The following is a 13,352-nucleotide window of genomic DNA, read 5'->3' on the forward strand; positions in this document are numbered from 1 at the left end:
CGCACCAAAGAAAAAGGCCCGCTCAGCGGGCCTTTTGCATGAACTAAGACAGCTTACTTTATGAAGCAATCACAAACCAAGTTGTGTTGTGTGATTGAGCACTCATCAAAAATAACATTGGGATAGAGAGCATTGTATTCAAACGGGAAGTTAACATCGCAATGCGTGCAGACTTTGCTTTAACATCAGACTCAACCGCAACGATGCCAAGAGCACGTTTTTGATTTGGCCAAATAATGAACCAAACGTTAAAGGCCATGATCAAGGCAATCCACATGCCTAGACCGATTGCACGGAAAGGAGCTTGCAAAGTAAATGCTTGGTGGGCATATCCATTCAATATGGATAAAACCAAACCACTAAGTACAGTCGCTAAGGCAGCCCAACGGAACCAAAAGAGTGCTGTTGGAGCGATTACTTTTCCGATTGCCGGCTTTTGCTCATCCGGAATCTTTGACATGGATGGAATCTGCACAAAATTGAAATACCAAAGTAAGCCTATCCACATCACGCCAACCATCACGTGAATCCAGCGGAATAAAAATGGCAACTCAACTGATCCGAGGTTTGCGCCCAAGGCAAGGACGATCAATGCGAGGAGCACAAAGCCAGCTAAAACAGTGCGGCCTAATGAGGTAAAGATAGATGACATGAGAGCTTCCTTAAGAAAGGTAAATATATCAGGCAGGATTAAGCAACATTCTTACTTGCAAAATCCAAGTTCACTACATTATAAAACGTAATAATGAGTAGCCATAACAGCCACAACCGCCCTAACTATAGACGATTATGGCCGATTTGTTGGGTACGAGGCACCATGGAGGCCTAGTGACCCTTTTAAAGATTACTGAGCCGTCCAGCCACCATCCATATTCCAAGCAGCTCCACGTACTTCAGAGGCATCTGGACTGCAAAGGAAAACGGCTAATGCAGCTAATTGCTCTGGGGCCACGAATTCACCGGAGGGCTGTTTCTCAGACACCAAGGCTTTTTTGGCCTCTTCATTCGAAATCCCTTCACGCTCTGCGCGAGCATCTACTTGTTTTTGAACCAAGGGAGTTAAAACCCAACCCGGGCAAATCGCATTGCAAGTAATCCCCGTTTTGGCATTCTCAAGAGCAGTTACCTTGGTTAAGCCCACGATGCCATGCTTTGCAGCAACATAGGCTGATTTTTGTACAGAACCGACCAAGCCATGAACGGAAGCGATATTGATAATGCGGCCCCAGTTACGCTTCTTCATACCTGGCAAAGCATGGTGCGAGGTATAAAAGGCTGAGCTTAAGTTAATGGCAATAATCGACTCCCACTTATCTTCTGGAAAGTCTTCAACATTCGCTGTGTGCTGAATGCCTGCGTTGTTTACTAATATATCTAACGAACCAAAGCGTTTTTCAGTCTGCTTGATGAGATCCTCGATCTCGGCAGGCTTGCTCATATCAGCACCGTGATATTCGACCTCAATTCCACAAGCTTTGATGGCAGCAACTGCGGCATCTTTATCACCAAAGCCGTTCACCATGATGTTGGTACCCTGCTTTGCTAAACCAATTGCCATTGCCAGACCAATACCGCTAGTCGAGCCGGTGACAAGGGCTGTTTTACCTTTTAAATGGGACATATTTATATTCGCAATATCAAATTAATTGCAAATCCCCAGGGCGGGGATTTGCTTATGGTCAAAACTGGATATTACAGGACGCACCTCATTTAGGAGAGCTCTAAATTAGACTTTTCCCAGGGCCTTGAGAATCTTTTCACAAGTAATGGGCTGGTCAAACACTGCCGTATTAAATGGCGCTAGAGCATCGTTAATCGCATTCTGAACCGCCCCAGGAGCGCCAGCAGTTCCAGCCTCACCAGCACCTTTTGCACCCAACTTAGATGACTGAGTTGGAGTCTCTACGTGAGCTACTTCAATATCCGGCATTTCATTGGCCATAGGCACCAAATAATCAGCCATACTGCCATTCCGCAACAGGCCACTCTCGTCGTAGATACACTCTTCGAAAAGGACGCCGCCGATACCCTGAACAATGGCTCCGCGCACTTGCTCATCCACCAACATGGGATTTAATACCCGACCGCAATCCTCAACCGCCCAATGTTTTAGGAGCTTTACAAAGCCAGTATCCGGATCGACTTCAACATAAGAGGCTTGAACGCCATTGGTAAAAATAAATGGGTACTCTTTTTGGGTGTAATGACGTGTGACCATCAGATCAGCTGAGAATCCCACAGGCAAAGTATCTGTACGGAAATAACCTATGCGTCCAATCTCACTAAACGGCAGAAGTTGCTCCCCGGTGGCTTTATCCAACACATGACCACGGCGAACGGATAACTCTTCAGGCGATCTAGTTAGGATTGCACCTGCAAGTTTCAAGATGTTCTCTTGAAGTGCTTGGCAAGCCAATAAGACCGCCTCACCACCCACTCCAGCACCACGTGAAGCCCAGGTGCCGCCGCCATAAGGAGTCACATCGGTATCGCCTGTAATGATGCGCACATTTTTAATGGAAAGGCCGACAGCATCAGCAGCAATTTGCGCATAAATACCTTCAGTACCTTGACCCTGCTCACCAACACCGATCAATATCGATACAACGCCGCTTGGATCCAGACGCGCAGAAGCACCATCCTGAGACGCGATGCGTGCCCCACCCACACCATAGAACGCCGGACTTGGGTTGGTTAACTCGATTAGTGTGGCAAAACCAATTCCGCGATAGATACCTTTTTTACGCAACTCAGCCTGCTCTTTACGCAAAGCAGAATAGTCCATCATCTTTTCGATGGTTCGTAAGCACTGTTCATGTGACAGCACTTCCAACTTAATTCCGGAAATTCCGGAGCAAGGATATGCGTCATCAGGAATCACATTGCGCTTACGAAACTCCAAAGGATCCATCTTGAGTTTTTGAGCCGCCAAATCAACCAAGCCCTCAGTCACAGCACAGGCAATTGGGTGACCTACGCCGCGATATTGGCAAGTAGGCGTTTTATTCTGAAACACCACATTGAGTTTGGCGCGGTAGTTTTGATGCTTGTATGGTCCGCCAACCAAGTTGACCACTTGGTTACCCTCGATCGCACTGGTTCTTGGGAACATGGAGTAAGGGCCAATGGCCGTGAGATCATCGATCTCAAAAGCTAGGATATCGCCCTCTTTATTGGCTGCAATACGCCCTTTAATCCGATGCTCACGCGCATGAATATCGCTCGTAAATGATTCGAGTCGATCCGCAACAAATTTAACTGGGCGCTCCAACATCATTGCCAAGCCCACCGTTGCAAAATCATCGGGATACGCATGCACCTTAATGCCAAAGGATCCACCTACGTCTTTACAAATGACATGGACATCAGACTCAGACAAGCCAAACTGACGGCAATATAAATCTTGCATCATGTGCGGTGCTTGTTGTGAGTGATACACCGTGAGACGACGATCGCCGGGATTGTAATCAGCAATTTGGCAGCGGGGCTCTAAGGTAACTCCAGTATGTCGGCCAAATCCAAAAGTAGCTTCAGCCACAATATCTGCTGTTGCAAATACTTCATCTACCTGACCAACATCCAAAGTACGGGTAAAGCAAAGGTTGTCACCCAGCTCAGGATGAATTACTGGAGTATCTGCATCCAATGCCGTTTCCATTGAAACTACTGCAGGTAGCTCTTCCCACTCAACATCAACGAACTGCAAAGCATCTTCTGCCTGTGCGCGCGTCTCAGCAACTACCGCAACTACAGGCTCGCCTTGCCAGCAAGCCCTATCAATTGCCAATGCATATTGAGGAGCAGATTTCATACCTGCAAGGTGACCTAGAGTGGCAACCCATGGCTTACACAGCTCAGCCATTTTCACGCCATCGACAATGGCCAGAACACCTGGCATCTTGCTAGCTTGTTCAGTGTGAATTTTTCCAATTTTCATATGCGCTACTGGCGAACGCCAATACACAACATGACCCATCCGAGGTAGCTGAATATCATCGACATAAGTGCCCTGACCCTCGATGAGTCGACGCGCCTGATGGCGAGGTTCACTGCTACCGATATAGCGCTGGTCATTGGTTACTGGATCAAGTACCAATCCTTTGAGATCTACTGGCTTATTCATAATCAGTTTTCCCAGTCTTCTTAAGCGAGAGCAACAACAGGTTTAATTTTTTCACCTTTGGCGCGAGCTTGAAGCACGGCCATGATGGCGTCTACTATGGAATGGTAGCCAGTGCATCGGCAGTAGTTTCCAGAGATCCATTCACGAACTTCTTCACGAGTAGATTGAGGTAGTTTTTCTACTAATTCAGCTGCAGCAAGCAACATCCCAGAAGAGCAGAAACCACATTGCATTGCGTTATGGCGCATGAAGGCTTCTTGTAGATCTGCTAATGCCCCGCTCTTAGTCAATCCCTCGATTGTTTCCACTACACACCCATTAGCCTGTACGGCCAGATATAAACAACCGCGAATAATTTTTCCATCCACCTTCACGGTGCAGGCGCCACAAGCCCCCTGCTCACAACCGAGGTGCGGACCCTTGAGATGGAGATCTTCTCGCAAAAAATCCACTAAATGACGACGCGGCTCAATCTCAGCATTGACTGTCAAACCATTGACAGTCATCGTAATTTTCTTCTTTAAGCTCATTGGAATCTCCGAACTAGATTTATCTTTTTATATATTGATTACTTAAGCAATTAAGTGCTTTAAGCCACGCTCTAATAAAACACCAATTAGATGTTGCTTAGTTTGGGCGCTATTAGTGATATCTGCGATCGACTCAATCTCTTGCCTTGCGGCGCCAACTGCATTCGCAATTAATTCGTCATTAAGGGGCTTACCATCTACCAAGGCTTGAGCCTTTTTCGCCATGATCGGTGTAGCGCAAACAGAGAAGAAAGTGAAAGTGCAATCACTTAGAACATTACCCGCCTTATTGGCAACTAAGGCTACCCCCGCAATCGCATAGTCTCCATGGCGACGAGCTAGCTCATGGAAATAAAACACCTGATTACTACTCGCGATCGGGATTTCTGTTGCTATCAGAATTTCATTGGGCTCTAAGGAAGTGGTGTAGAGATCAATGAAAAAGTCTTGCGCTGAAATTCGACGCTCTCCATCAGGACCACCGATCAACATCGTTGCATTAAGCGCCAAGCTGCAAGCAGGCCATTCAGCCGCAGGATCTCCATAGGCTAAAGAGCCGCCCCAAGTTCCTAAATTGCGGATCGCTCTATGAGCGATATGTGGGGCTGCGGCCTTGAGAAGTGGTGCATGCTGCCCGATTAGTTTGGAGTCTTCAATCTCGGTATGGGTTACCAATGCCCCAATACGTAATTGGTCTCCGATAACTGAAATGCCTTTTAATTCGTCCAAATTTGTGATGTCAATCAGCATGCTGGGTTCAGAAAGACGCAGGTTCAAGGTAGCTAAAAGCGTCTGTCCGCCTGCAATCAATTGCGCATCTTCGCCAGCTTCGGCCAACATAGCTAAGGCCTCGCTGAGAGCCTTCGGTTTTGCATAATCAAATGCTGCTGCTTTCATTGCGTCTCCTTCACTACTTTTATATTGACATTGCCTCGCATTATTCAGCTTGCGGGTCTGACTCCAAAGGTGTTACTTCACCACCTAACTCTTTCGCAAATCGCTGAAAAAAATCATCCGCGATCTTTTTGGCGGAGGCGCTAATGAGTCGCCCACCAATTTGCCCTAGCTTGCCGCCAATGGAGGCTTCAGTAGTGTAGGAAACCAGGGTCCCGCCCTCGGCAGGCTTTAACTCAACACGTGAACGGCCCTTTGCAAATCCCGCAGCACCACCAGAGCCCTCAAAGGCCATAGAACAGGACTGATCTGGGATGACATCACTTAAAAATAGCTTTCCTGAGAATCTGGCTCTGACGGGTCCAATTTTGAACATCACTTTGGCATGAATCTCCTCTGGAGAGATGCGACTGATTTCCTCGCAACCTGGAATGGACTTTGCCAGCACATCAATGTCATTCAAGCCCTTCCACACATCAGGGATTGGGGCTGCAATGAGCTGCTCGCCATTTAATTCCATTACATCTCCTTGGGGTTTGTACGAATAGAGTCTTATCTACCAATTGTTCAACAATGTACCATTATTTAACTTATGGTCAATAAGGCCAAATTCGGATAAACCCTGATGACAATGAGTTTCGATCGAGACAGTAATACTAGAAACAATGTTGCTATAGAAGCAGCTGAAAGTGGCGTGCCTGCACGTCGCAGAATGAGTACTGCAGATCGTAAGCGTCAGATTCTGGATCGCGCTATTCAGTACTTTGCAAAGTATGGAATTGATGGTCAACTCAGGAACTTAACAAAGGGCTTGGGCGTTACCCACACCCTGCTTTATCACTACTTCCCCACCAAGGATGCTTTAATCAAAGCAGTCTATGAAGATGTCTTCGAGTCACGCTGGAAGCCAGAGTGGGAGCAACTACTCGATGATCAGAAGCTCTCTCCCGAAGAAAAATTTAATGCCTTCTATATCGACTACTCAAACACAGTACTGACCTACGATTTTGTACGTATTTTGATTTTCTCAGGCCTCAGCGATCACTCTATCAGTGACCGCTTCTTTGAGTTATTACGCGATCGCTTATTACCGCGCCTTATCCGAGAAACCCGTAAACACTGTGGCCGTAGCTCGCGTAGCAAGCCTTCGCAACGAGAATTAGAGTTTTTAATGGGCTTGCATGGCGGTATCTTTTATATTGGTATGCGACGTTGGATTTATGGGCAAGCCATTTACGACTCCGGCAATCCCCATACCGAACAAGAAATTATTCAGGATCGCATTAGCTCTTACCTCTCTTCAGCAAAAACTTTATTTAATACTGGTAAAAAATAATATGCCCAACTTAAGCCTAAATCACTTCTCCATTCGCAGCCTAGAGATTGAACAAACTACCAAGTTTTACTGTGATGTTTTTGGATTCACAGTGGGGCCTCGTCCGGATTTCCCTTTCCCGGGCGTCTGGCTATATAACGGTGATCAAAACGATTGGGCTAATGCCGTTGTTCATCTAATTGCGATTGATAAGAACAATCCTAATGGCTTGAAGCAGTATCTCGGCGAACGAGATCCTAGTTCTCTCTATGGCTCTGGGGCAGTAGATCACATCGCCTTCTTTGCCACGGGATTAGAGGCCAAACTGGCATTACTGGAGAAGTTGGGCGTACCTTGCAGACAGCGAACCGTGCCCGCAATTAAATTACATCAAGTGTTTATGGATGATCCTAATGGCATTGTGGTTGAACTGAACTACCCTGCTGCAGAAAAGGCGGCACTGGATGCCAAATCTGCTTAAGTAAAGATGGCCAAAATACTTGTCATCGGCGGATCTCTTGGAGGCTTATTTGCAGCCAATATATTGCTGCGCCAAGGTCATGATGTCACCTTGCTAGAAAAAGCCATCGGCTCTTTAGATGGCCGGGGCGCCGGAATCGTGACCCATAATGCTCTTGCAGATGCTTTAAGTGAAGCGGGTATTCAAGTGGATGATAGCCTGGGGGTTGCTGTAACGAAGAGGGTTACCTTAGGCGTTGATGGCGAGAACCTGGGTGAAATGCCGCTCCCGCAAATCCTGACATCATGGAGCCGCCTATATCACCTATTGAAAGAGAATTTTCCAAGCGAGCGTTATTTGCAGGGTAAGAATGTCAAAGTGGTGACACAGGACTCTCATAGCGTTCAGGTCAGCTGTGAAGATGGCAGCACTTATCAGGCTGAGCTCCTGATTGCATCAGATGGCATACGCTCCACAGTTCGATCCCAGGTAGCACCAAACATCCAGCCTGAATACGCAGGATATATTGCGTGGCGTGGAGTGTGTGATGAGAGCAATCTATCAAATTACACCTTAGACACCCTATTTAATTATTTTGGATTCTGCTTGCCTAATGGCGAACAGATGCTGGGGTATCCAGTTGCAGGACCTGGTAATGACACCAGATCCGGCAAGCGTCGCTATAACTTTGTTTGGTATCGCCCCGCATCCGAGGATGATGAGCTAATCAAGCTGCTGACTGATTCGGATGGTCACTATTATCCGACTGGTATCCCGCCACAAAAAGTCTCATGGAAGCACATTGCCGAAATGCGCACAGTTGCGCGCGATATTCTGGCACCGCAATATGCAGAAATTTTAGAAAAAACACCCTCACCTTTTTTGCAAACTATTTATGACGTTCGTTCAGAGCAAATCGTCTTCGGTCGAATTGCCTTGATGGGTGATGCCGCTTTTGTTGGTCGACCTCATGTTGGCATGGGAGTAACCAAGGCGGGTGATGAGGCGATGGTAATTGCACGTCACATCGCGGCCTTAGGAGCAACTCCTGCAGCACTCGAAGCGTACAGCGCGGAGCGCCTTGAGTTTGGGCAACAGGTTGTTGCAAGAGCCCAATACTTAGGGCGCTACATGCAAGCACAAGGTAGCAAAGGCAGCAGAGACAACAATAGCCTTCGTAGAAATGCAGATACCGTCATGGCAGAAACGGCCATCGATATCAGCACTTTGTTGGTGGCCGGAAAAGCAGTGCCTGAGTCACATTAATTAAAACCCGTTGTAGATTTTCGTATTACTAGAGGCATTCAGTTAAGATTTATGAAATACAAAGTAGTCCCATTAACAAACTGCTTTAAATGGAGGAGACAACCATGAAACAAAAAGTAACGAATCAAACGAGAAGAAAAATGTTGATCGGCGGAGCTGCTGCCGCAAGCACTCCACTGTGGATGAATGTAGCCAGTGCCCAGTCTGAGACAATTAAGATTGGTTTTCCGACACCGCTAACCGGGCCATTTTCTGCAGAGGCACAAGATCAAGTAAAGGCAGCCGAGTTAGCCATTAAAGAATTTAATGATGCCGGCGGCTTTAATGGTCGTAAAGCTGAACTGTTGGTTCGTGATGACAAACTCAACCCAGGTGAAGCTGCAACACGTACTCTCGAGTTAATTGAAAAAGATAAGGTGAATTTTGTTGTGGGCTCACTATCTGCCGCAACCCAGCTTTCTATCAATGCTGTTTGTAAAGAGCGTAAAGTGCTCTTCAATTCAATTAGTCAATCAGATGCAATTAATGAAGCGAAAGATTGGAGCGTATACACATTCCACGAAGCACTCAATCCAACGATGACAGCTGGTGCTGTGGCACGTTACTCTATTCCACGTTTTGGCAAGAAGATTGTGTTCCTCACTGCTGACTATGCTTATGGCCACGAGATGGTACGAGCCTTTGAGCGTGCTGGCAAGGAGATGGGTGCTACTACATTGGCCGATATTCGTCATCCTCTAGGTGCATCCGATTATTCCGCATTCTTGCCACGCATTAAAGCCTTAAATCCCGATATCTTGGTACTTTGTAACTTTGGTCGTGACCTCGTAAATGCGGCTAAACAATGCACCGACTTTGGCTTAAAGTCCAGCATGAAAATTGTGACGCCAGTCTTGCTCTACACTGCACGCCTTGCTGGTGGGCCAGAGGCATTTGAAGGTATCATCGGTGGCACTTCTTACTACTGGGGTCTCGAGGACCGTATCCCTACAGCCAAGACCTTTAACGATGCATTCCGTAAGATGTATAACGGTTCAGTGCCATCAGATTACGGCGCACTAGGTTATGCCGGAGTAAAAACAGTTCTCGCCGCTGTGAAGAATGCTAAATCTACCGACACAAATAAGGTAATTACTGCACTGGAGAATCTCAAGTACGACTTTTATAAAGGTCCTGAGTACTATCGCAAGTGCGACCACCAAGCAGTGCAAACGGTCATTATTGTGGAATCCAAATCTAAAAATATGAAAGATAAGTATGACGTCTTTAATATTCTGACAATTGAACCGACTACTGAGAAGAATATGCGTAGTTGCGCGGAGCTAGGCCACAAGGCTTAAATCTGAAATTTTGGGGCAGATCATCTGATTTGCCCTGAACACCTCCCCTGATGCTAATGGCTGAAGGGGAGTTTTTCTGAGTATATATATGACTGGTCTTACATTTGAACTTCTCTGCATGCAGCTACTTACAGGAATTGCCCTGGGTAGCATTTATGCACTTCTAGCTCTGGGCTTATGCCTTATTTTTGGCATGCTTAATGTAGTGAACTTTGCGCATGGCGCTTTCTTCATGGTTGGCGCATTTATGGGCGTCTATTTTTTAGGTGTCACTGGCAACTTTTGGTTTAGCTTAATCCTTACACCGCTTGCCACTGGGGTTCTTGGTTTGGTGACTGAGCGATTCTTAGTGCGTCCCCTCTACGGTCGAGGTATTGACTACCCACTACTCCTCACCTTTGGATTATCTTACGTACTCATTGAGGCAATGCGCGTTACTTTTGGCATCGAAGGTTTGCCCTCCGTTACCCCTGATGGACTAAAAGGCACTCTCGATGTAGGTATTGGCTTCTTCCCCAAGTATCGCCTATTCCTGATTGCGGCTACCACTGTGATCATTTTTGCAGTCTGGTTTTTCATTCAAAAGACTCGCTACGGTCTCATCATCAAAGCAGGCGCTGCCGACCAAGAGATCGTTAAGGTACTTGGCGTAGATATTGCTAAGGTGTGGCTAATGGTATTTGGACTGGGCTGTGCGATCGCTGGCCTCTCTGGAATCTTGGCCTCGCCTACTCGCTCCGTTAATCCAGAAATGGGTATTCCGATCTTGGCGGAGTCCTTTGTTGTGACAGTCGTTGGCGGGATGGGGTCACCGGTTGGCGCTGTTGTTGCAGGTCTATTGGTTGGCGTGGTTTACAGCATGGCCTCCCTATTTTTCCCTGACCTTGCAGAACTTTCAATCTTCGTGCTGATGGCAGTTGTACTCTTAATTCGCCCACAAGGTTTATTTGGTAAAGCGGGGGCGATGGGTTAACCCCCCCCGAATATTTATGAAATCATTTTTCCAGTTCATCGCACGCCACCGCGTGCTAGCAAGCACCCTCTTCTTGATGATTTTTCCTTTCATCATGCCGTATGAAGCGCTTGCTATTAATATCCTGATCTTTGGCTTATTCGCCATGGGATTCAATCTCTTGTTCGGCTACATGGGACTTCTATCCTTCGGACATGCTGCCTTCCTGGGTATCGGCAGCTATCTCACTGGCATTGGGATCGTCCATTACGCCATGCCTTGGGGTGCAGCCATACTGGTAGGCGTTATTGGCGCGGCCATCGGCGGACTGATTATGGGCTTTCTAGCCATTCGCACTAGAGGCATTTACTTCTCTATGGTGACACTCGCATTGGGTCAAATTGTGTTTTATTGCTTTTACAAAGCTGAGAGTTTGACTGGTGGGGAGAATGGCTTAAGGGGGGTGCGAGTTGACACCTTCAATATTTTTGGCTTCCCAGTCGATTTTCTGAACCCCTTAGTGAAGTACTACATCATTCTCTTTTTTGTAGTCATCGCAATGTGGCTCATTTCCCGAATCTTGAGCTCCCCTCTGGGCGCCGTAATGGAGGCGATTCGAGAGAATGAAAAACGTGCCGCAGCCTGTGGCTTTGATGTAGCGCGAACAAAACTATTGGTATTTGTGTTGTCAGCCGCAATCTGTGGCTTGGCAGGTTCGTTGCGCGCTCTACACCTTTCAATTGTTCCCATTGATTCGCTTCACTACCTCCAGTCTGGACAAGCAGTCATGATGAGCATCTTGGGCGGCATGGGCACTTTCTTTGGACCATTTGTTGGCGCCGCTGTCATGCTCTATTTAGAAGATGTGGTTACCACCTTTACCAAGCATTGGATGGCTGTTATTGGTCTGGTATTTATGTTCTTCGTTTTGTTCTTCCCTAAAGGAATTTGGGGAAGCATCTTGAGCAAGCTAAACCTCAATCAGGATTCGAAATAATGAGTAGCTCAAATCAAACTCCAATTCTAGAAGCTCGTAATGTCAGCAAGAGCTTTGGGAAATTTAAAGCGCTGCAGAATGTCTCCACCACATTTATGCCCGGCTCCTTGACAGCAATCATTGGACCCAATGGCGCAGGCAAAAGCACCTTCTTTAATGTGCTTAGTGGCGCCTTTCCGCCCTCTAGCGGCCAAATTTTATTTAACGGCAAAGATATTACTGGAATGCAGCAATATGAGTTTGCCCGCATCGGCATCTCTAAGAGCTTTCAGATTACCAACGTCTTCAAGCAACTCACCGTTCATGAAAATGTGCGCGTTGCCGCCCAAATGGAAACGGCGCGTTATAACTTTTTACGTAATGCACAAAGTTATCCAGAGCCCATTGAGCTTGCAGACCAGCTTTTACGTCGCGTCAACTTAGAGCATCTCAGGAATAAAAAAACGGGTGATTTGGCTCATGGTCAACAACGCGCTTTAGAAATTGCGATGGCCCTCGCCTGTAATCCCAGCCTTCTTTTACTGGATGAGCCAACCGCAGGTATGTCTCCTGAGGAAACACTCGTCATGATGGATCTCATTCGCACACTGGCAAATGAAAGAACGGTAATTTTGGTTGAGCATAAGATGAAACTGATTATGGGTTTATGCAAACGCATCATTGTTCTGCATCATGGTGAGTTTTTAGCTGAAGGCACTCCAGAAGAAATTCAAAATAATGCAGAGGTACGACGTGTGTACCTAGGTCAAGGTTAAAGGTTTATATATGTTGCGTGTAGAGAATTTAAATGCCTGGTACGACCGTAGCCATGTTCTGCAAGGCGTCTCCTTAGAAGTCAATAGCGGTGAAATCGTTACCTTAATGGGTCGTAATGGCGCCGGTAAGACCACTACCCTGCGCTCCTTAATGGGCCTACTATCAAAGAGAGAAGGCAAAGCCTCTATTGATGGCACTTCTTTCTTGGATCTTGCAGCGCATGAACGCTACCACTTAGGCTTAGCCTATGTCCCAGAGGATAGACGTATTGTTCCAGGATTAACTGTCAAAGAAAACTTAGAGTTGGGTGTGATTGCTAAAAAAAGTCGCGGTGATATGAGTGCTCTGGTTGATGAAATCGCAGAAACCTTCCCTCGCCTGAAGGAACGATTGCAACAGGATGGCACTTCAATGTCAGGTGGGGAGCAGCAGATGCTAGCGATTGCTCGCGCCATGATTGCTAAGCCAAAAGTGATCTTGCTAGACGAACCATCGGAAGGCATCATGCCGGTATTGGTTGAAGAAATGTTTGAACTGTTTGCCAAACTCAAGCAGCAAGGCTTAACTATTCTGCTTGTGGAGCAAAATGTTCAGCAAGCGCTCAAGATTTCTGATAGAGCTTACATACTGGATCAAGGTCAAATTGTTTTCCATGATACCGCTCAAAATCTGTTGAATAACGACGAGATTCAGCAAAAATACTGCGCAGTTTAGTCCTT

14 protein-coding genes are annotated in these 13,352 nt (G+C 46.7%); 8 read left to right on the top strand and 6 right to left on the bottom strand.

Annotation, left to right across the window (positions count from 1 at the left end; genetic code table 11):
* Positions 1 to 58 precede the first annotated feature (58 nt).
* The 6 genes from C2747_RS06570 to C2747_RS06595 form a co-directional block, all read right to left on the bottom strand.
* Positions 59 to 652, bottom strand: a complete 594-nt coding sequence (locus C2747_RS06570; protein ID WP_215330815.1) for a urate hydroxylase PuuD — start codon at positions 650 to 652, stop codon at positions 59 to 61.
* A 192-nt stretch (positions 653 to 844) separates the two neighbouring features.
* Entirely contained in the window at positions 845 to 1,621 is a 777-nt protein-coding gene (locus tag C2747_RS06575; RefSeq protein ID WP_215330816.1) for a 3-hydroxybutyrate dehydrogenase, read from the bottom strand.
* A 105-nt stretch (positions 1,622 to 1,726) separates the two neighbouring features.
* Complete coding sequence (locus C2747_RS06580) at positions 1,727 to 4,123, bottom strand: xanthine dehydrogenase family protein molybdopterin-binding subunit (RefSeq protein WP_215330817.1); 2,397 nt, start codon at positions 4,121 to 4,123, stop codon at positions 1,727 to 1,729.
* Positions 4,124 to 4,143: 20 nt separating this feature from the next.
* Positions 4,144 to 4,653: a (2Fe-2S)-binding protein gene (locus C2747_RS06585; protein WP_215330818.1), complete on the bottom strand. Its 510-nt coding sequence runs from the start codon at positions 4,651 to 4,653 to the stop codon at positions 4,144 to 4,146.
* A gap of 42 nt (positions 4,654 to 4,695) precedes the next feature.
* Entirely contained in the window at positions 4,696 to 5,550 is an 855-nt protein-coding gene (locus C2747_RS06590; RefSeq protein ID WP_215330819.1) for an FAD binding domain-containing protein, read from the bottom strand.
* 40 nt (positions 5,551 to 5,590) lie between these two features.
* Positions 5,591 to 6,067: an SRPBCC family protein gene (locus C2747_RS06595; RefSeq protein WP_215330820.1), complete on the bottom strand. Its 477-nt coding sequence runs from the start codon at positions 6,065 to 6,067 to the stop codon at positions 5,591 to 5,593.
* 105 nt (positions 6,068 to 6,172) lie between these two features.
* On the opposite strand from C2747_RS06595, the gene C2747_RS06600 reads away from it, so the two are divergent.
* The 8 genes from C2747_RS06600 to C2747_RS06635 all read left to right on the top strand — a co-directional run bounded on the left by C2747_RS06600 (position 6,173) and on the right by C2747_RS06635 (position 13,347).
* Positions 6,173 to 6,883 (top strand): TetR/AcrR family transcriptional regulator, encoded by a 711-nt coding sequence (locus C2747_RS06600; RefSeq protein ID WP_251374714.1) that lies wholly within the window; start codon positions 6,173 to 6,175, stop codon positions 6,881 to 6,883.
* A gap of 1 nt (position 6,884) precedes the next feature.
* Positions 6,885 to 7,343, top strand: a complete 459-nt coding sequence (locus C2747_RS06605; RefSeq protein WP_215330821.1) for a VOC family protein — start codon at positions 6,885 to 6,887, stop codon at positions 7,341 to 7,343.
* Between the two features lie 6 nt (positions 7,344 to 7,349).
* Positions 7,350 to 8,588: an FAD binding domain-containing protein gene (locus tag C2747_RS06610; RefSeq protein ID WP_215330822.1), complete on the top strand. Its 1,239-nt coding sequence runs from the start codon at positions 7,350 to 7,352 to the stop codon at positions 8,586 to 8,588.
* A gap of 104 nt (positions 8,589 to 8,692) precedes the next feature.
* Entirely contained in the window at positions 8,693 to 9,928 is a 1,236-nt protein-coding gene (locus C2747_RS06615) for an ABC transporter substrate-binding protein (protein ID WP_251374715.1), read from the top strand.
* A gap of 88 nt (positions 9,929 to 10,016) precedes the next feature.
* Entirely contained in the window at positions 10,017 to 10,901 is an 885-nt protein-coding gene (locus C2747_RS06620; protein ID WP_215330823.1) for a branched-chain amino acid ABC transporter permease, read from the top strand.
* A gap of 16 nt (positions 10,902 to 10,917) precedes the next feature.
* Positions 10,918 to 11,877 carry a branched-chain amino acid ABC transporter permease gene (locus tag C2747_RS06625; protein WP_215330824.1) on the top strand — a complete coding sequence of 320 codons (960 nt, stop codon included), beginning with the start codon at positions 10,918 to 10,920 and terminating at the stop codon, positions 11,875 to 11,877.
* The gene (locus tag C2747_RS06630; RefSeq protein WP_215307648.1) at positions 11,877 to 12,632 is read left to right on the top strand and encodes an ABC transporter ATP-binding protein; all 756 of its coding nucleotides are present in this window, start codon (positions 11,877 to 11,879) and stop codon (positions 12,630 to 12,632) included. Before C2747_RS06625 ends, C2747_RS06630 begins: the two co-directional genes overlap by 1 nt.
* A gap of 10 nt (positions 12,633 to 12,642) precedes the next feature.
* Positions 12,643 to 13,347, top strand: coding sequence for an ABC transporter ATP-binding protein (locus C2747_RS06635; RefSeq protein WP_215327465.1), 705 nt, complete (start codon positions 12,643 to 12,645; stop codon positions 13,345 to 13,347).
* The last annotated feature ends 5 nt before the right edge of the window (positions 13,348 to 13,352 follow it).

The sequence above is a fragment of the Polynucleobacter corsicus genome (assembly GCF_018688255.1).
In the GTDB taxonomy this organism is placed as follows: domain Bacteria; phylum Pseudomonadota; class Gammaproteobacteria; order Burkholderiales; family Burkholderiaceae; genus Polynucleobacter; species Polynucleobacter corsicus.